The following is a 17,823-nucleotide window of genomic DNA, read 5'->3' as shown; positions in this document are numbered from 1 at the left end:
GGGCATTTCCTTTGCGTTTTCCGATGGGTCGCGGGCGGCGCCATGTCTTACTGAAGAAAATCACGGTCTGGGCATTGTGCACGTGCATGAACATAGCGAGGGCGCTTCGCAGCACGTCCATAGGGACGGCCATGTGCACGAACATCCTGGCGGCGAGGCTCATTTCAACAAGTCTAAGAACTTCGACAGCGCGATATCCGTCGCTGACGAAACGCCAGCCCCTGCAAGTGATCATCATAAGGTTTCGGGTGCGCAATGTTGTGGGATGGTGTGCTTGAGCGCATTGCCGACCACGGTTATGGACATTGTCAAACCCTTGATGCCGACGTCTGTCTGTGCGTCCGAGAACTATCGGGACGTTGCCGACAGAGCTCCCCCTCGACACTATCGTCCCCCCATTTCCTGACCTGACTTGAATGACGTGGTGCCGCGCCCGTGAGGGCACGCGGGCCTATGGTTCATCGGCAGTTCAGGAAAATGTCATGCTTGCGCAGTTTGGGGCGAAGTCCGCCGCCGTTCATTCGGTAGCGATCGGATTCTTTCAAAGGAAATTCAGCGTTCTTACGGGGATGGCAGTCATCGCCGTCGCGCTTGGGGGATGTATACCGCCCGGCGTTCCGCTGGTCGGAGCCGACCCGACAGATCCGAACGCCAAGGTCTCGGGCGCTGTCTATCGATCGCGGCTCGGTTCCTACACCAGCATGCGTCCGGTCTCGCCCGGGTCTTGGGTCGAGCAGAACCAGCGCTCCGCGCCCAAGCCGAACCAGTAGGAGCGGCATCATGGATATTTTCAGAGCTTCCCAAGCAGCGCTCGCTCCACTGACAATACCGCTCTTGAGTGTTCGGCTGCGATTGATTCTGGTTGCCGGAGCGGCCGCTCTCACATCCGGCTGCGCACAATTCTCTCCTGACGGCGGCATGAGCTTCGTATCGGACGTCGCACGTCAGGAGATGAACAAGGACGTCGTCGCGCTGAAGACGGCAGATGATGCGGCATCATCGCGCGCGGTTGTTGACAAACTCCTAGCGCGCAGTCTGACGGCGGATACCGCGGTGCAGATCGCCTTGCTGAACAATCGCGGATTGCAGGCGGCGTTCAACGATCTCGCATTCGCAGAAGCGGTCATGGTCGGGGAGAGCCTGCCGCCGAATCCGTCGATTTCGCTGTCGCGCATCGCAGGCTCGGCGGAAGTGGAGATCGACCGCCAGATCATCGTGAGCGTGCTGGCACTGGCGACCTTGCCCGCCAGATCCGAGATCGCAGCGGAAAAGTTCCGGCAGGCGCAATTGCGCGTGGTCTGGGAGACGCTGCGTATCGCGGCCGACACACGCCGCGCCTACTATCAGGCGGTTGCCGCACGCGAGCTCACCGAATTCCTGACCCAGGCGCAAGGCGCGGCCGAAACCTCGGCCAAGCTTGCAACGAGGCTCGGCGAAACCGGCGCCATGAACAAACTCGATCAGGCACGCGAACAGGCGTTTTCCGCCGAATTGGCCGTGCAACGCGCAACCGCATATTCGGCCGCGACGTCCGCTCGCGAAGCTCTGATTCGCGCGATGGGCGTGTGGGGAAGCGATCTGGATTTCAAGCTTCCCAACGCGCTGCCACCGCTGCCGAAGCGCGTCCAGGCGCTCGCCAACATCGAGGTCGAAGCCGTTCGGCGCCGCGTCGATCTGCAAATTTCACGGATGGAGGTTGACGCGATCGCCAAGGCGTACGGGCTCACCCAGGCGACTCGCTTCATCAATGTCCTGGACGCCGGCTACGCCGATAAAATCACCAAGGATAAGGCAACAGGCCAGCGTACCAAAGATCGCGGCTTTGATGTCGCGTTTGAAATTCCGATCTTTGATTTCGGCGAAGTGCGCGTGCGCGAAGCCGAAGCGACTTACATGGGGTCCGTTAATCGGTTGCTGCAACGGGCTGTCAATGTCCGTTCGGAGGCGCGCGATGCCTATCGAAGCTACCGGTCGACCTATGACATCGCGAACCACTACACGCGGGAAGTTCTGCCGTTACGGAAGATCGTCGTTGATGAAAGTCAGCTTCGCTACAACGGGATGCTGATCGACGTTTTCGATCTGCTCCTCGAAGTGCGGCAACGTATCACCGTGAACACGGCGGCGATCGCGGCACGGCGCGAATTCTGGCTCGCCAGCACCAACCTCACCACAGCCGTCGTCGGCGGCGGCTCATCCGGTCGGGCCGGGATCGCGCTGGCAACTGCCAGCGCTTCCGGCGCGGCGGGCGATTGAAGGAGCACTGACATGATTTCGCGAAGAGATTTGCTCGGAAGTGCCGCGGTCCTTGCTAGTGCAACGGCCGTCAGCGGGCGGCTGCAGGCCGCGAGTATTCCGGAAGCGGCGGTCACCACCACAAATACGATGCAGCCGCCGTTGCACCCGACGACCGGGCAGGACTATCAGCCGGTCGTGACGCTGAACGGCTGGACGTTGCCCTGGCGGATGAACGGCGACTGGAAGGAATTCCATCTCGTCGCCGAACCTGTGGTGCGCGAGATGGCCCCCGGCATGAAAGCGCATTTGTGGGGATACAACGGTCAGTCACCCGGACCGACGATCGAAGCTGTCGAGGGCGATAAGGTCCGCATTTTCGTCACCAACAAACTGCCAGAACACACGACCGTTCACTGGCACGGAATGCTGCTGCCGAACGGCATGGACGGCGTCGGCGGTCTGACCCAACCGCACATCAAGCCGGGTAAGACCTTCGTGTACGAGTTCGTGCTGAAGAAGAGCGGCACCTTCATGTACCACCCGCACGCCGATGAGATGGTGCAGATGGCGATGGGCATGATGGGGTTCTTCGTCATTCACCCCAAGGACCCGGCGTTCATGCGGGTGGATCGTGACTTCGTGTTTCTGCTCAGTACCTACGACATCGATCCGGGGACCTATCTCCCGAAGGTCTCGGAGATGACCGACTTCAACATGTGGACCTTCAACACGCGGGTCTTCCCCGGGATCGATCCGCTGGTCGTGCGCAAGAACGATCGCGTGCGGGTTCGCGTCGGCAATCTGACCATGACCAATCATCCGATTCACATGCATGGTTACGATTTTGAGGTGACTTGCACGGATGGCGGATGGGTCAGGCCGGAAGCGCGTTGGCCCGAAGTCACCATCGACATTCCGGTCGGCGCCATGCGCGCTTACGAGTTCGTCGCCGATGCGGAAGGCGACTGGGCGCTGCATTGCCACAAGTCGCATCACACGATGAACGCCATGGGGCACAATATCCGGAACTTTATCGGCGCCCGAAGCCGCGATCTCGTCAAACCCATCCGCAAGCTCGCGCCTGATTACATGGCGATGGGTAGCGCCGGCATGGCGGACATGGGTGAGATGGAAATGCCGCTGCCGGACAACACGATTCCGATGATGACCGGCTTCGGCCAGTTCGGGCCCATCGAGATGGGCGGCATGTTCACGACGGTGAAGGTGCGCGATGGGATCGCATCCGGCGATTACAAGGATCCAGGTCCTTACAAGAATCCGGCCGGAACGGTGGCCTATGAAGTCGACAATCCGTCTGCGGCTCCCGCGCGGAAAGCAGAAGCACCTTCGTCGAGCAAACCAAGCGTCGAAGTCAACGTGGTGAAGCCTAAGGGCGGCCACATGAACAACCACTAACAGGAGAACCAAATGAGCAAACTTAGAGTCTATGCGGCCGCATTTGCACTGATGGGTACTGCAACGATTTCAGCCAACGCAGGCTCGGGTGAGCCAGGTCATAGCCATGGCCACGACGCGGGCTACTCGGCGGGCGAGCCGGGTGATCCGAAAAAGCCCGCCCGGATCGTGCAGGTCGTCATGCGAGAGTCGGACGGAAAGATGCTGTTCATCCCCGACCGCGTCGAGGTTCGCACCAATGAGCAAATCAAGTTCGTACTGAAGAACAACGGCGATCTTGAACATGAGTTCGTGTTGGCGAGCACCGAGGATAATCTCAAGCATGCCGAAGTGATGAAGAAGAATCCCGACATGGAGCACGATGATCCGAACGCCAAACGGATCGACCCGAAGGAGGGTAGCGAGCTTGTCTGGAAGTTCAGCAAGCCAGGTCAGTTCGAATTTGCGTGCCTGATTCCCGGACATCGCGAGTCCGGCATGCTCGGCACGGTGATCGTTAAGTAATTGAATCGCTGGGGAGCGTAGAGCCTTCATTCCGAAGGTTGATCAACTGAAAGGAAAACACATGCGTAAACAACTTCTGGCCGTCGCCGCCGTACTCTCGATCGGATTGATGAGCTTCACTGCGTCGGCTCAAACAGCCCCCGTTGAGGGCTCGGTCGTGAAAATCGATGAGTCTGCCGGTAAAATCACCTTGAAGCACGGCCCCATCAAGAAGCTCGATATGGACGAAGGGATGACGATGGTGTTCCGGGTCCAGGATCCTGCGGTGCTGAAGACCGTCAAGGTCGGTGATAAGGTTAAGTTCGATGCCGACCGGGTCAATGGTCAGATCACCGTGACCACTCTTCAAAAATCCAAGTAAGAGATCGGAACGGTTGCGATCGATTCAAATTGTCGAGCACGATCGCAATCTAATCGGGTTGGCGGGCGCCTATCCTGTAGAGCGAACAGTATTCTTCGCTCTACAGGCGGGCTCCGCACACAATGCGCGGAGAGCTGCCGCGCTGGAGAGCAACCGGCCAACTACTCGATCGATGGTTGCTCCGCGTTCCTCTTTAAGCCGAGGCTTCATCCGGGACTTCGATGGCCACAGAACAGAAACGTCCCTTTCGAAACCATACCCAGAGTTTTCATGACAGTGCGTGCTATCCTTCCTGCCAAAGGGCGAGATCTTCGTCTCGACCTTTTCCGCGGTATCGCGAATTGGGCAATCTTTCTCGACCACATTCCGAACAACGCGGTCGCTTGGCTGACGACGAGGAATTACGGCTTCAGCGACGCAGCGGACCTCTTCGTATTCATCTCGGGGTACACGGCTGCGTTCGTCTACGCAAAGAGCATGCTCAAGCGAGGCTTCATTGCAGGAACCGCCCTTCTATTCAAGCGCGTTTGGCAACTGTACGTCGCGCACGTGCTGCTGTTCGTCTTCTATATCGCTGCGATTGGCTGGGTTGCTCAAACCTACAATCATTCGCATCTCCTGGACGAGTTCAACGTCGCAGGGTTGATCGATCATCCGATCATCAATTTGACGCAGGGGCTGTTGCTAAAATTCAAGCCCCTGAATCTCGATGTTCTACCGCTCTATATTGTCCTGATGGCAATGTTTCCGCCGGTGCTATGGTTGACACTTCGGCAACCAGACCTTGCGATCGCCGGATCGCTCGTCCTCTATTTCGCCGCACGGCAGTTTGGCTGGAATCTTCCCGCGTATCCGTCGGGCGTCTGGTATTTCAATCCGTATACGTGGCAATTCCTCTTCATGTTTGGCGCTTGGTGCGCTCTCGGTGGAGCGTCACGGGCGCGGATGATTATCCGATCCTCGGCGGCCGTATCGATCTGCGCTGGGTATTTGATATTTGCGCTGCTCATGACCGTCGCAGGCTATTTTGAACCACTGGGTGAGCTGATCCCCAAATGGTTGTTGAGCGCATTCAATCCCAACGACAAGACCAATCTCGCACCGTACCGGGTTTTGCATTTTGTTGCTTTGGCAGTGCTGGTCGTGCGATTTCTTCCTCTTGGCTGGGCCGGCTTGAAGTCGCGCTGGCTTCGGCCGCTAATAGTCTGCGGCCAGCGTTCGCTCGAAGTATTCTGCGTCGGAGTGTTTCTTTCGTTCGTGGGCCATTTCTTACTCGAGCTGATTTCGGACTCTTTCATCGCCCAGCTCATCGTGAGCGGCTCGGGAATCGGGCTGATGACGGCCGTTGCCTATTACCGATCTTGGTTGAAAGACCTGGATAAGCAACCCCAAGCCAGGTCGGTGTCGGAATCGGTCACATAGAAGTTCGTTTGGCGCAGGCAGTGTTTGGATTACTCTCAACAATAACGGAAACGGATCGCGACATGGATAACTCAAGCATATCTCCACGCCTTTTCACGCGACGATGTGCTTTAGGACTAACAGCGGCATTGCTGGCTTTTCCGCGTGGCGCTGTCGCCGCCGACGGGGCTGCGGTCTTGGTTCACAAGGACCCAAATTGTGGGTGCTGCTCGGGCTGGGTTCGCCATCTCAAGGAGGCAGGCTTCGCGGTTAAAGTCGATGAAACGACAAACCTTCACGTGGTCCGGACGCGTCTCGGCGTACCACCCGACCTGGCCGCTTGTCATACTGCCGAAGTCAGCGGATATGTCCTCGAAGGTCATGTCCCTGCAGCCGCTGTACGACAACTGCTAGAAAAGCGTCCCAACGCCGTCGGATTGTCGGTTCCCGGAATGCCCGTCGGATCACCCGGAATGGAAGGCGGCGCGCCCGAAAGGTATGAGGTCGTTCTTTTCGGGACCTCTGGCCGTCAAACATTTATGCGCTTCCTGGGCGGGGATATCGCTGGTTAAGGCGGTTCCCTTAATTAGGTTAACGTCGTCGCTCGCTCGTTCCCGGCCCATTGTGGTGGCGAATTTGTGATGTGATCCATCTTCACAAGTCCACGATCCTATGTGAGGTTGGACTATGGATTTTTGCCGACTCATCAGCCGGTTGCTCGCGGTCTTTGCGATTGTAGGGCTCATTGTTTCGCCGCTGACCACGCCGGCGGCGGCAAAACTGCTGTCGGCGGCAGAGATGAGTGATATGTCGACGATGTCCGCCGACATGCCTTGCTGTCCGGATACACAGAAGAGCAACGATTGTAAGGATTGTCCGCTCCGCGCGATGTGTACGTTGAACGTTGCCCAGGCGGAACCTCCTATGGCAGTTGGAGTCGTGACACCTCTGCAAACGCGCAAGTTATTTTCGGCCTTCGACGATAGGATCGCCGACGGCTTCGATCGTCCTCCTCCCGACCAACCCCCTCGAACCTGATCTGATCGGCGCCTCGGCGCCGTGTTGCCGCGCGACTCGGTCGCGCGGATCGACGCATGCCGCCTTGCGGCAATCATGATCATTCGAGGATTTTGAAATGAAGAAGTTCAATCTACCGCGCGCCCTCCGGGGGGCGCTCATCGGCATTGCTATCAGTGGCACAGTCACGGCCGCACGCGCCGACATCAAAGACTATGAGTTCCAGCTCGTCGACCAGACCGTTAAGGCCGGTCCGGACAAAACCATTACGGTCCGGCTCGTCAACAAGACCACCGGTAAGGCGGTGCCTGATGCGGTGATCTTCGCAACGCGTCTCGACATGGCGCCCGACGGCATGCAGGAAATGGCCACCAAGGTCGCTTCGGCTCCTAGCGCCGAGCCTGGCACTTACCGCTTCAAGGCCACGTTCGGCATGGCGGGCCGATGGCAACTTTCGCTCGGGGCCAAAGTACAGGGCGAGACCGGCACCGTCGAAAGCAAACTCGTCATCACGGCGCAGTGATGAGAACGGTCAGCCTGGCTATTGCTGCTGCCGCCGCATTGATCGCGGCGGCGGGTGGCGGATTCATCACCGGCCGCGGTCAACATCAGCCAGCCGAAGGGGCAAGCCCGGCGGCTCTGGCATCTGCGGCCGCGCAAACGAATGGCGCAACGATCTACTACAAGGATCCCGACGGCAGACCGTTTTACTCGCCAACACCAAAGAAGGCGCCGGATGGACGTGACTACACGGCCGTACCTGCGGCTGCTGATGTCAGTTTCGACGAAGCGCCAGTGATTGAGAGCGCATCAGCGACAGCGGCGGAGCGCAAGATCAAGTATTACCGCAATCCGATGGGACTGCCGGACACCTCGCCGACGCCGAAAAAGGATTCGATGGGGATGGATTACATCCCGGTCTATGACGGTGACGACAGCGACGATGGATCGGTGAAGCTTTCGCCAGGGAAGATCCAGCGTACCGGCGTCAGCTCCGAACCCGCAACATCGCGCGTCATTCGAACCCTCATTCGTGCGCCAGGCACGATCCAGCTCGACGAGCGCCGCATCTCCGTCATTTCGATGCGAGCCGAAAGCTGGGTACAGAAAGTCGCGAACGTCACCACCGGCAGCAAAGTCAGTAAAGGCCAGCCGCTGATGGAAATTTACAGTCCATCCGTGGCATCGGCGGCCGCCGAATACATAGCCACCATCACGTCGAAGGGGACGAGCGGCGTCGCCGTGTATGGTCGCGGCTCGCGGCAGCGGCTGATGAACCTCGACGTCCCCGACACAGCAATTACAGCTATGGAGAAGAGCGGCACTGTTCCGATCACCATCGACTGGTCGGCGCCGCGCGACGGCATTGTGCTCGAACGTAACGCCATTGAAGGTATGCGCGCGCAGCCCGGGGACGTGTTGTTCCGGGTTGCGGATACGTCCGTGGTGTGGGCGATGGTCGATGTCGCGGAGCGCAGTCTCGGCACGATTTCGGTTGGACAGCCGGTAACCGTGAAGGCGCGCAGCTTTCCTGGCCGCGAATTCGCCGGGAAGATCAGTGTCATCTACCCGCAAGTGAATCGGGAAACACGAACCACCCGGGTGCGGATCGAATTGTCCAATCCGGATGGCGCGCTGCTTCCCGACATGTATGTCGATGCGAATGTCGGTATCGGCAGCTCGCAGCCGGTACTTGCCGTGCCCGAGAGTGCCGTTCTTGATACTGGCAGCCGTCAGGCGGTCTTCGTCGAGAAAGGGCAGGGGCGATTTGAACCCCGCGAGGTGAAACTCGGTCATCGCGGCGACGGCTATGTCGAGATCCGACAGGGCCTCGCGGAGGGGGAGCCGGTCGTCGTCTCGGCCAACTTCCTGATCGATGCGGAAAGCAATCTGAAGGCTGCGCTCAAAGGGTTTTCGGACGCGGGAGGCCAGCAATGATCGCCCGCGTCATCAATTGGTCGGCTCGTAACCTACTGCTGGTCCTGTTCGGCACCGGCTTCGCCGCTGCCGCCGGCATCTACGCACTGGTCCATCTGCCGCTCGATGCCATTCCGGATCTCTCGGACACCCAGGTGATCGTTTATACCGAGTATCCTGGCCAGGCGCCGCAGGTGATCGAAGACCAGGTCACGTATCCGCTGACAACTGCGATGCTGACCGTGCCCCGATCCAAGGTCGTGCGCGGCTTTTCCTTCTTCGGGGTGTCGTTCGTTTACGTCATCTTCGAGGACGGCACCGATATCTACTGGGCTCGTTCGCGCGTGCTCGAATTCCTCAACGGCGCGGCTTCGCGGTTGCCCGCCGGTGTAAGCCCGACGATCGGTCCCGACGCCACGGGCGTGGGATGGGTCTATCAATACGCGGTGGTGTCGAAGGAATTGAACCTGGCCGACACACGCACAATCCAGGATTGGAATCTGAAATTCGCGCTGGCGAAGGCCGAAGGCGTGGCTGAAGTCGCGAGTGTCGGTGGCTTCGTCAAGCAGTACAACGTCATCCTCGATCCGCAGCGCATGCGCGATCTCGGCATCACCATGCAGAAGATGCGCGATGCGATCCGTGCCAGCAACGCCGACGTCGGCGGCCGCACCGTCGAACTCTCGGAGTTCGAATACGTCATCCGCGGCAAGGGCTATCTGAAGAGCATCAACGATCTCGGCAACATCGTGCTGAAGACCAACAACGGGACCCCCGTATTGCTGCGGGATGTCGCCCGGGTCGAACTCGGCCCGGACGAACGTCGCGGCATTACCGAGCTCAACGGGGAGGGAGAAGTTGCCAGCGGCATCGTGCTGCAGCGGTTCGGGGTCAATGCGCTCGACGTTATCGATAACGTCAAGAAACGCTTCAAGGAGATCGCGAGCAGCCTGCCGAAATCCGTCGAGATCGTCCCGGTCTATGACCGCTCCAACCTGATCAATGCGGCCATCGCCACGCTCAAGCATACGTTGCTGGAGGAAAGCATCGTCGTTGCGTTCGTCTGCATCGTGTTCTTGCTGCACGTCCGCAGCGCGCTCGTCGCCATCATCATGCTGCCGGTTGGGGTGCTGATGGCCTTTGGCGCAATGAAGCTGCTGGGACTGGGGTCCAATATCATGAGTCTGGGCGGCATCGCGATTGCGATCGGCGCCATGGTCGACGCAGCGATCGTCATGATCGAAAATGCGCACAAACATCTGGAGCGAGCTGAACCCGGACGGTCAAGAGTCGACATCCTGATAAAGGCGGCGTCCGAGGTCGGGCCGGCGCTGTTCTTTAGCCTGCTGATCATCACCGTGTCGTTCATGCCGATCTTCACTCTGGAATCGCAGGAAGGCCGGATGTTCAGCCCGCTGGCTTTCACCAAGACTTTTGCGATGGCGGCGGCGGCGTTGCTGTCGGTGACGCTGGTGCCGGCGCTGATGATCATTTTCGTGCGCGGCAGAATCGTTCCTGAGCACAAGAACCCGATCAACCGATTCCTGATCTGGATCTACCGGCCGGTGATCAAGGCCGTGATGCGCGCCAAGACCGTTGTCATCCTGCTGTCGCTCGCCGTGCTTGCGGTGACGATCTGGCCGGCGCGTCAGCTCGGCACCGAATTCATGCCCAACCTCAACGAAGGCACGCTGCTCTACATGCCCACCACGCTGCCGGGAATTTCGGTGACCAAAGCGGGTGAACTGTTGCAGATGCAGGACAGGATTATCCGGTCGTTTCCGGAGGTGGCGTCGGTCTACGGCAAGGCTGGCCGCGCAGCAACTGCAACCGACCCGGCCCCGTCCGAGATGTTCGAGACTGTTGTCAATCTGAAACCCAAGGAGCAATGGCGGCCGGGCGTGACGATTGATGGCCTGATCGCAGAGATGGACAAGTCCCTGCAGTTTCCTGGTGTCTCGAATGCCTGGACCATGCCGATCAAGGCGCGCATCGACATGTTGTCGACCGGCATCCGAACGCCGATCGGCGTCAAGGTGATCGGGACCGATCTGGTCGTGATTGACAAACTGGCGAAGCAGATCGAGCAGGTTCTGAAAGCCGTGCCCGGCACGTCGTCGGCCTACGCCGAGCGGGGCATCGGCGGGTACTATCTCGACGTGACGCCAAACCGTGAGGCGTTGGCGCGCTACGGCATCATGGTCCAGGACGTTCAGGATGTGATTGCGACCGCCCTCGGTGGCCAGACGGTGACCACCACAGTTGAAGGTCGCCAACGCTTCAGTGTCAACATGCGCTACCCTCGGGACCTGCGGGAGAATCCACAGGCCATCGCCAACGACGTCCTGGTTCCGATGCCGGCCGGAGGTGCAGTACCGCTTGGGGAAGTCGCTAAGATCGAACCGGCGCGAGGGCCGACATCGATCCGCACCGAGAACGGGCAGTTGGCCACCTATATCTACGTCGACATCCGCGACCGCGATCTCGGCGGCTATGTTGCCGACGCGCAGCAAGCGGTGCAGGCCAGCATTCAGTTTCCGGCGGGATACTATGTGGTCTGGAGCGGCCAGTACGAATACCTCGAGCGCGCAACAGCGCGCCTGAAGATCGTGGTGCCGGTGACGCTGCTGATCATCTTTCTGCTGCTGTACCTCAACTTCCGTTCCATCACCGAGACCATGATCGTCATGCTGTCGCTGCCGTTCGCGCTGGTCGGCGGCATCTGGCTGATGTGGGCGCTGGGCTTCAATCTGTCGGTAGCCGTCGCGGTCGGTTTTATCGCGCTGGCCGGGGTCGCCGCAGAGACCGGCGTGGTGATGCTGATCTACCTCAATCAAGCGTTGGCGGAGGTCGAGACCGAATGCGATGTCGAAGGCCGCATGCTGACGCGCGGTGATCTCTACGACGCCATCATGGAAGGTGCCGTGGAGCGCGTGCGCCCGAAAATGATGACCGTCGTGGCCATTATGGCGGGGCTGCTGCCGATCATGTGGAGCACTGGTACCGGCTCAGAGATCATGCAGCGCATCGCGGTGCCGATGATCGGCGGGATGATTTCGTCAACGCTGCTGACGCTGATCGTGATTCCGGCGATCTACGGATTGATCAAAGGCTTCCGTCTGCCGGCCAATGATCGTGGAAACGGTCATCTTCCATCGCCGACCATCGAGCCGGTCAAGGAAGACACGCGACTTGTTTCGGAGCCAGCCGAGTGAGGTGAACCATGATGATGTTGTCAGCAGCGGTACTCATCAAACATCTCCGCTCCGGCAATAGGGGAGGTCAGCAATGAACAAGTCCATGATAACGGCGCTTGTGACAATCGCATTTTTGCCACCCGCACTCGCACAGCAAAGCGATGGAGCGCGAGGCCAGCGCGATTTCCAGGCCTGCGCGCCATGCCACTCGCTGGAAGCTGATCGAAACATGACGGGGCCGAGTCTCGCCGGTCTTTGGAACCGAAAAGCCGGCACGCTGCCGAGCTTCAACCGCTATTCGCCGGCCCTGAAGTCGTCAGGAATTACCTGGAACGACACCACGCTCAACGAGTGGCTTCGGGATCCGCAACACCTCATTCCTGGCAACACGATGTCGTTCCCCGGCGTAAAGGAAGCGGGACGGCGCGGCGATCTTCTGGCGTTTCTCAAGGAAGCGACCCAGCCCGGTCACGCTCCGCCATCGGCTGCGCAACGCGGCAACCAAATGGGCGGGATGATGGGCATGATGGGGGGCAGCCCAGTCCCAAACCTCAAAAAGATCGGGCCTGACGAACGGGTCCAGACGATCACGCATTGCCGGGATACCTACCGGGTGACGACCGCGGACGGGAAGACGCGCGATTTCTGGGAGCGAAATCTGAGGTTCAAGACCGACGTAAGCGAAGATGGACCACAGAAAGGCGCTCCGGCGATCGTGGCAGCGGGCATGATGGGAGACCGGGCCGACGTGATCTTCGCGGCACCCGAAGAAATCAGCGGAACCATCTCACCGCAATGTTGATCGGCGCCAAGCCCATCAATCCACGACGGTAGGACAACAGGTCAACGATTTTTCGATCTATAGCACCGCCGACTGTAACCAAATGGGCCGGATCAGCGAACTCATAGAGATAATGCAAGCATGACGACCCACGAAATCGAACTCAAGGCACTGATGCTTGCCAGCCTGGATGGCGACGCGGCCTCGCATCGCGCGCTGCTCGAGCAATTGAGTCGCCGTTTGCGCGCGTACTACAAGGGTAAGCTTGCGAGGATCGGGAGGGGCGCAGCAGAGGCGGAAGACCTGGTTCAGGAGGCCGTATTGGCGATCCACTTCAAGCGGCATACCTACGATCCCGCTGAACCTTTGACGCCTTGGGTCCATGCCATCGCGCGCTACAAGCTGGTCGATTTCCTACGCCGGACCCGCACGTCGCTTGCTGATGTACCGATCGACGAGGCTGACCACATCATGGCGCATGACGACAATGTCGGTGCCGAGAGTACATATGACGTCAGGCGGCTCATGGAGCGGCTGCCGAAAAGCATGCGATGCTCCATCGAGGCTGTAAAACTGGACGGACAGAGCATAGCTGAAGCGGCAGACCGATGCGGCATCTCGGAATCGGCCGTGAAAGTGAACATTCACCGTGGGCTCAAGGCACTGGCTGCCTTGATTGCCCGGGAAGCCGGAACATGAAGACAGACGACCTGGTTGCCATGCTGAGTACGAGCGTCGAGCCGGTCGATCGCCGGCTGGTCGTGCGGACGGTTTGCATTGCCGTTGCGGCCGCGTCTGTGTTCGCGCTCGGCATCATCCTGATCGGGCCGGGCATCCGGCCAGATCTGATGACAACCCGCGCCTTCACGTTCTTGTTGCTGAAGCTTGTGTTCACGGTTGTGATCGTCGGCGTGGCGTTGATCTATCTCACAAGGTTGGCGCGCCCAGGCGGGGAGCAAAAAACTCCTCCGATGATGGTTGCAATGCCGTTCATCGTGATTGTGTTGCTTGCCGCAATCAGCCTCGGATTCGCGCCGCGCTCGCATTGGGATGCAATGATCGTCGGGGATCAATGGCTTGAATGCCTTCTCTCTATTCCGATTATCGCAATCGTGCCATTTGCCATTACCATTTGGGCCGTGCGAAAGGCCGCCCCCACGGACCTGGCCCGCACAGGTGCCATCGCCGGCCTCATTTCTGGTGGCGTGAGTGCAATGGCTTACGCGCTTCATTGTACCGATGATTCATTGCCGTTTGTTGCGGTCTGGTACGGCGGCACGATTGCGCTGTGCACGTTAGCAGGCGCAGCACTGGGACCGCGCCTATTGCGCTGGTAAAGGACCTTTGTGCAGGCAGCTTCACGTCAGCGTGAGCCTGTAACCGGCAGACGATTGGCTCCGAACTCATTCTTAGAAGCGCACTTCACGCGCTTCCAACAATGGAGCCGGACAATGTTAACGAAACACCTTCTCAAGATCGCACTCTCGTTGCCGCTGGTGGCAGTAGCTGCAACGGCCCACGCAGGCTCGACAATCACGGACAAGAGCTACTGGCCAAATGAAGCGAGGCCTACCGTACGTAGTGTAACTGGCACCGCACAGCGCGAACCGCTGAGTGCGTTCGCATCCACCAGAATGACGCCACGTTTCCAGGTCGTGCCAATGGCTAACGAGGGTGGAAATGGTCCCCGCTATCACGGCGGACCGAAGTTCCAGTGATACCCGCACGAGCAAAATGATGCGTGCCGTTCAAGTCGCGCAACATCTTGATTCTATGCATGTGCGATCATGCTCATCGTTCCCAGTTCTGATTCAATTCTTAACTGGATCGGGAGTCGGTTTGGTCGCCTTGTTTGTGAATTGGAGGCTATTGAACCGCGCCCGACGGGCCCGAAGCAGCTCTTGGTGAATCGCTCCGGGCACGATGAGTTGGTGCGAGTGCCTCAATGATGCGGCAATCGGCGATCGTGCCGCGACCGCATTGGTTGATAATGCTGTCGAGTTCAGCTCTCAACGCCTTCAAATCCTCGATCTTACGGTCGACGTCGGCCAGATGCTCGCGTGCGATCACATCGACCGCTTCGCAGGAGTGACGTTTCTGGTCCGATAGACCAAGGAGTGTACGAACCTGGTCGAGGGTGAAGCCGAGATCGCGGGCCCGCCGAATGAAACTGAGCCGACCTAGGTGTTCGGGTGCATACGCCCGAAAATTGCCGCTCGTACGAAACGGGGCCGGTAGGAGGCCGATAAGTTCGTAATAGCGGATCGTCTCAACCTTCGTATTGGTGGCCCGCGCGAGATCGCCGATCCTGAGCTTTTCTGTCCGCTGCATCGCTTGACCCTCTAGTGACTACAGGGTCTATATAACTGTCACGTCGAAAAAATCGAGGTGACACGATGCCGGCACAGGTGGACCGAGACCAGCAGGATCAAGCGCAGGTCTCCCGTTTCAAGGTCAAAGGCCTTGATTGCCAAAATGAGGTTCGGGCTCTCAAGGCTGCGGTGGGTCCGTTGGTAGGCGGTGAAGAACGACTCTCTTTCGATACCAAAGCTGGTCGAATGGATGTGGCATCGCAATCCTTCGTCTCATCAGAGTCGATCAGGGAGGCGGTCGCGTCCACCGGCATGGTGGCGGAGCTGTGGTCCGATGACAGCCACACGCCTGCGATAAGTCAGACCCCGGCGAACACGCCGTGCACGAGCTGTGCGAGTGATGCGCTAACGTTGCCTGAACGTGTGGTTGTGTCCGAGCAGGTGGTGTTCAAGGTCCACGGAATGGACTGCGGCGACGAGGTGGCTGCCCTCAAGCGTGAGGTTGGCCCGATTGTCGGGGGCGAGGACAAGCTCGCATTCGATCTCGTGAATGGGCGTATGTCCGTTCTAGGCCGTGCGGACAGGTTGCCGGCCGAGCAGATCGAAAAGGCTGTGCTTCGAACGGGTATGACGGCCGAGCTGTGGCAAGAAGGGGCGACTTCAGACGCCACAATCGCCGAAGAGCGCCGCCGTCGCACGCAAACTCTGCTCACCACTGCGAGCGGGATCCTTGCCGCGGCTGGTCTAGGGCTACACGCGGCCCTCGGCGGCGGCATCGCCGCTGCCATCGGCGCATCCGAAACGACCGGCGGCACACCTTTGCCGGCCATTGCGGCCTACGCTCTCTCGATCCTTTGTGCCGTTCGCTACGTGGCTCCCAAAGCCATCCTATCGGCTCGACGCCTGCGACCCGACATGAACTTGCTCATGGTCGTGGCAGTGGCTGGTGCGATTGGCATCGGCGAGTGGTTTGAGGCGGCGACGGTTTCATTCTTCTTCGCACTGGCTTTGGCACTCGAGGCATGGAGTCTGGGGCGGGCGCGGCGGGCGGTTGCGGCACTTATGGAGCTGGCCCCGACGGTCGCTCGTGTTCGTCGCTCTGATGGGAACGAGACAGAAGTCCCGGCTGGTCAGGTTGAAGTCGGCGCACACATCGTCGTGCGTCCCGGTGACAAAATTCCACTCGACGGACGGGTCTTTGCCGGCGAAAGCGAGGTGAACCAAGCTCCAATCACGGGAGAAAGTGTCCCTGTGCCCGTCGAGCCCGGCAAGGAAGTTTTTGCTGGAACGATCAATGGTGAGGGCGCCCTTGAAATTCAAACGACCAAGGCCGCACAAGATACCACCCTCGCTCGCATCATCCGGATGGTCGGGACAGCCCAGAGTCGGCGAGCCCCCAGTGAACAATGGGTCGAGCGGTTCGCTCGAATTTATACGCCTGCGGTCATGGTACTCGCATTGGCGGTATTCTTGGTGCCGCCTCTCGTTTTCGGTGAGGCCTGGGAGCCGTGGTTCTATCGCGCGCTGGTGCTGCTTGTGATCGCTTGCCCCTGCGCGCTCGTCATCTCTACCCCAGTGACGATTGTGGCAGCGCTTGCGGGCGCGGCTAAACAGGGTGTGCTGATTAAGGGCGGTGTGCACCTCGAAACTCCGGCCAAGCTGAAGGCGATTGCCATGGACAAGACCGGCACCTTGACCGAGGGCCGGCCCAAGGTTGTCGAGCTCGTCCCGTTAGGCAACCGCACCGAAGCTCAGTTGCTGGAGTTCGCGGCCGCGCTGGAGGCGCGAAGCGAACATCCTCTCGCTCGTGCGGTTCTCGACGAAGCGAGAAAGCATGGCGTCAATGTTGTCCCTGCGGATTCCGTGCAGGCGGTGCGCGGCAAGGGCGTGATCGGCCGGATTGGCGGTCGCGAGGCATGGCTTGGATCCCGGAGCTATTTGGAGGAGCGTGCAAAGACGGCGGCGGCGCCAGACGTCTCGCTTTCGGCAGATCGGATTGCGGGTGCCGGCCGCACCGTCGTCGCAGTGGGTGACCAAAATTCCGTGTGGGGCTTGATAGCAATCGCAGATGCAGTCCGTCCGGAGGCGAAGCTAGTCGTGGCCGCGCTCCACGCGGCTGGAGTTGAACGCGTCGTCATGCTCACCGGCGACAATCGCGCGACGGCGGAAGTGATTGCCCGTGAAACCGGTGTGGATGAGGTTATGGCTGAGCTTCTTCCCGAAGACAAGGTCGCCGCCATTGAGCGGCTCGTCGGACAATTTCACAAGGCGGGTAGCGCCGTCGCGATGATCGGCGATGGGGTCAACGACGCGCCGGCAATGGCCCGCGCCGATCTCGGTATTGCGATGGGGGCGATCGGCTCCGATGCGGCGATCGAGACCGCAGACGTCGCTTTGATGTCGGACGATCTCTCGAAACTTCCCTGGTTGATCCAGCACTCGAAAGCAACGCTCGCGATCATTCGGCAAAATATCGGATTCTCACTCGCGGTGAAGTTATTGTTCACGGGCTTGACGGTCGCGGGTTTCGCGTCGCTCTGGGGCGCCATCGCCGCCGATGTAGGCGCATCGCTCCTCGTCGTGCTGAACGGACTGCGTCTACTCACCCATGATCAGCCGCAGACGTCCTAGTCGTTCCGACCAATGGCGCGTATCCGAGCTGGATCGATGCTAGTACGC

General features: G+C 59.6%; 16 protein-coding genes. 14 read left to right on the top strand and 2 right to left on the bottom strand.

Translation table 11 applies throughout. The features are described from left to right. The first annotated feature begins 482 nt into the window (after window positions 1-482). The 7 genes from HMPREF9695_RS12160 (at window position 483) to HMPREF9695_RS25765 (ending at window position 6,492) form a co-directional block, all read left to right on the top strand. Window positions 483-770, top strand: a complete 288-nt coding sequence (locus tag HMPREF9695_RS12160; protein WP_006021159.1) for a hypothetical protein — start codon at window positions 483-485, stop codon at window positions 768-770. A gap of 10 nt (window positions 771-780) precedes the next feature. Continuing rightward, window positions 781-2,256 (top strand): TolC family protein, encoded by a 1,476-nt coding sequence (locus HMPREF9695_RS12155; protein ID WP_006021158.1) that lies wholly within the window; start codon window positions 781-783, stop codon window positions 2,254-2,256. Window positions 2,257-2,268: 12 nt separating this feature from the next. Then, entirely contained in the window at window positions 2,269-3,654 is a 1,386-nt protein-coding gene (locus HMPREF9695_RS12150) for a multicopper oxidase family protein (protein WP_006021157.1), read from the top strand. A 12-nt stretch (window positions 3,655-3,666) separates the two neighbouring features. Continuing rightward, window positions 3,667-4,158: a cupredoxin domain-containing protein gene (locus HMPREF9695_RS12145; RefSeq protein WP_006021156.1), complete on the top strand. Its 492-nt coding sequence runs from the start codon at window positions 3,667-3,669 to the stop codon at window positions 4,156-4,158. Window positions 4,159-4,219: 61 nt separating this feature from the next. Next, the gene (locus HMPREF9695_RS12140) at window positions 4,220-4,519 is read left to right on the top strand and encodes a copper-binding protein (RefSeq protein WP_006021155.1); all 300 of its coding nucleotides are present in this window, start codon (window positions 4,220-4,222) and stop codon (window positions 4,517-4,519) included. Between the two features lie 270 nt (window positions 4,520-4,789). After that, window positions 4,790-5,941, top strand: coding sequence for an OpgC domain-containing protein (locus HMPREF9695_RS12135; RefSeq protein ID WP_006021154.1), 1,152 nt, complete (start codon window positions 4,790-4,792; stop codon window positions 5,939-5,941). A gap of 62 nt (window positions 5,942-6,003) precedes the next feature. Then, the gene (locus HMPREF9695_RS25765) at window positions 6,004-6,492 is read left to right on the top strand and encodes a DUF411 domain-containing protein (RefSeq protein ID WP_083875188.1); all 489 of its coding nucleotides are present in this window, start codon (window positions 6,004-6,006) and stop codon (window positions 6,490-6,492) included. On the opposite strand, the gene HMPREF9695_RS26660 is transcribed toward HMPREF9695_RS25765, so the two are convergent. After that, entirely contained in the window at window positions 6,385-6,750 is a 366-nt protein-coding gene (locus tag HMPREF9695_RS26660) for a hypothetical protein (protein ID WP_041711735.1), read from the bottom strand. The two genes, HMPREF9695_RS25765 and HMPREF9695_RS26660, sit on opposite strands and share 108 nt — an antisense overlap. A 305-nt stretch (window positions 6,751-7,055) precedes the next feature. Here HMPREF9695_RS26660 and HMPREF9695_RS12120 point away from each other — a divergent pair, with 305 nt between their 5' ends. From HMPREF9695_RS12120 to HMPREF9695_RS12095, 6 genes are all read left to right on the top strand, one after another. Then, window positions 7,056-7,460 carry a FixH family protein gene (locus tag HMPREF9695_RS12120; RefSeq protein WP_006021152.1) on the top strand — a complete coding sequence of 135 codons (405 nt, stop codon included), beginning with the start codon at window positions 7,056-7,058 and terminating at the stop codon, window positions 7,458-7,460. Then, window positions 7,460-8,875, top strand: coding sequence for an efflux RND transporter periplasmic adaptor subunit (locus HMPREF9695_RS12115; RefSeq protein ID WP_006021151.1), 1,416 nt, complete (start codon window positions 7,460-7,462; stop codon window positions 8,873-8,875). Before HMPREF9695_RS12120 ends, HMPREF9695_RS12115 begins: the two co-directional genes overlap by 1 nt. Beyond that, window positions 8,872-12,069 carry an efflux RND transporter permease subunit gene (locus tag HMPREF9695_RS12110; protein ID WP_006021150.1) on the top strand — a complete coding sequence of 1,066 codons (3,198 nt, stop codon included), beginning with the start codon at window positions 8,872-8,874 and terminating at the stop codon, window positions 12,067-12,069. The genes HMPREF9695_RS12115 and HMPREF9695_RS12110 overlap by 4 nt, the downstream gene beginning before the upstream one ends. A 73-nt stretch (window positions 12,070-12,142) precedes the next feature. Continuing rightward, window positions 12,143-12,853 carry a c-type cytochrome gene (locus tag HMPREF9695_RS12105; protein ID WP_006021149.1) on the top strand — a complete coding sequence of 237 codons (711 nt, stop codon included), beginning with the start codon at window positions 12,143-12,145 and terminating at the stop codon, window positions 12,851-12,853. A 120-nt stretch (window positions 12,854-12,973) separates the two neighbouring features. Further along, entirely contained in the window at window positions 12,974-13,531 is a 558-nt protein-coding gene (locus HMPREF9695_RS12100; protein ID WP_006021148.1) for a sigma-70 family RNA polymerase sigma factor, read from the top strand. After that, a complete protein-coding gene (locus HMPREF9695_RS12095; protein WP_006021147.1) occupies window positions 13,528-14,169 on the top strand; it encodes an NrsF family protein in 642 nt (213 codons plus the stop codon). Before HMPREF9695_RS12100 ends, HMPREF9695_RS12095 begins: the two co-directional genes overlap by 4 nt. Before the next feature lie 529 nt (window positions 14,170-14,698). Here HMPREF9695_RS12095 and HMPREF9695_RS12090 read toward each other — a convergent pair. Then, window positions 14,699-15,163: a MerR family transcriptional regulator gene (locus HMPREF9695_RS12090; RefSeq protein WP_006021145.1), complete on the bottom strand. Its 465-nt coding sequence runs from the start codon at window positions 15,161-15,163 to the stop codon at window positions 14,699-14,701. Window positions 15,164-15,228: 65 nt separating this feature from the next. On the opposite strand from HMPREF9695_RS12090, the gene HMPREF9695_RS12085 reads away from it, so the two are divergent. Further along, the gene (locus HMPREF9695_RS12085; protein WP_006021144.1) at window positions 15,229-17,775 is read left to right on the top strand and encodes a heavy metal translocating P-type ATPase; all 2,547 of its coding nucleotides are present in this window, start codon (window positions 15,229-15,231) and stop codon (window positions 17,773-17,775) included. Window positions 17,776-17,823: the final 48 nt, after the last annotated feature.

The sequence above is a fragment of the Afipia broomeae ATCC 49717 genome (assembly GCF_000314675.2).
GTDB classification, from domain to species: Bacteria; Pseudomonadota; Alphaproteobacteria; order Rhizobiales; family Xanthobacteraceae; genus Afipia; species Afipia broomeae.
The sequence above is the reverse complement of the archived record's forward strand: the minus strand, read 5'-3'. Positions and strand labels throughout refer to the sequence as shown.

Coding starts and splice junctions, on each gene's coding strand:
- HMPREF9695_RS12160 (WP_006021159.1), top strand. CDS start 483: ATGCTTGCGCAGTTTGGGGCGAAGTCCGCCGCCGTTCATTCGGTAGCG.
- HMPREF9695_RS12155 (WP_006021158.1), top strand. CDS start 781: ATGGATATTTTCAGAGCTTCCCAAGCAGCGCTCGCTCCACTGACAATA.
- HMPREF9695_RS12150 (WP_006021157.1), top strand. CDS start 2,269: ATGATTTCGCGAAGAGATTTGCTCGGAAGTGCCGCGGTCCTTGCTAGT.
- HMPREF9695_RS12145 (WP_006021156.1), top strand. CDS start 3,667: ATGAGCAAACTTAGAGTCTATGCGGCCGCATTTGCACTGATGGGTACT.
- HMPREF9695_RS12140 (WP_006021155.1), top strand. CDS start 4,220: ATGCGTAAACAACTTCTGGCCGTCGCCGCCGTACTCTCGATCGGATTG.
- HMPREF9695_RS12135 (WP_006021154.1), top strand. CDS start 4,790: ATGACAGTGCGTGCTATCCTTCCTGCCAAAGGGCGAGATCTTCGTCTC.
- HMPREF9695_RS25765 (WP_083875188.1), top strand. CDS start 6,004: ATGGATAACTCAAGCATATCTCCACGCCTTTTCACGCGACGATGTGCT.
- HMPREF9695_RS26660 (WP_041711735.1), bottom strand. CDS start 6,750: ATGTCGGCGGACATCGTCGACATATCACTCATCTCTGCCGCCGACAGC.
- HMPREF9695_RS12120 (WP_006021152.1), top strand. CDS start 7,056: ATGAAGAAGTTCAATCTACCGCGCGCCCTCCGGGGGGCGCTCATCGGC.
- HMPREF9695_RS12115 (WP_006021151.1), top strand. CDS start 7,460: ATGAGAACGGTCAGCCTGGCTATTGCTGCTGCCGCCGCATTGATCGCG.
- HMPREF9695_RS12110 (WP_006021150.1), top strand. CDS start 8,872: ATGATCGCCCGCGTCATCAATTGGTCGGCTCGTAACCTACTGCTGGTC.
- HMPREF9695_RS12105 (WP_006021149.1), top strand. CDS start 12,143: ATGAACAAGTCCATGATAACGGCGCTTGTGACAATCGCATTTTTGCCA.
- HMPREF9695_RS12100 (WP_006021148.1), top strand. CDS start 12,974: ATGACGACCCACGAAATCGAACTCAAGGCACTGATGCTTGCCAGCCTG.
- HMPREF9695_RS12095 (WP_006021147.1), top strand. CDS start 13,528: ATGAAGACAGACGACCTGGTTGCCATGCTGAGTACGAGCGTCGAGCCG.
- HMPREF9695_RS12090 (WP_006021145.1), bottom strand. CDS start 15,163: ATGCAGCGGACAGAAAAGCTCAGGATCGGCGATCTCGCGCGGGCCACC.
- HMPREF9695_RS12085 (WP_006021144.1), top strand. CDS start 15,229: ATGCCGGCACAGGTGGACCGAGACCAGCAGGATCAAGCGCAGGTCTCC.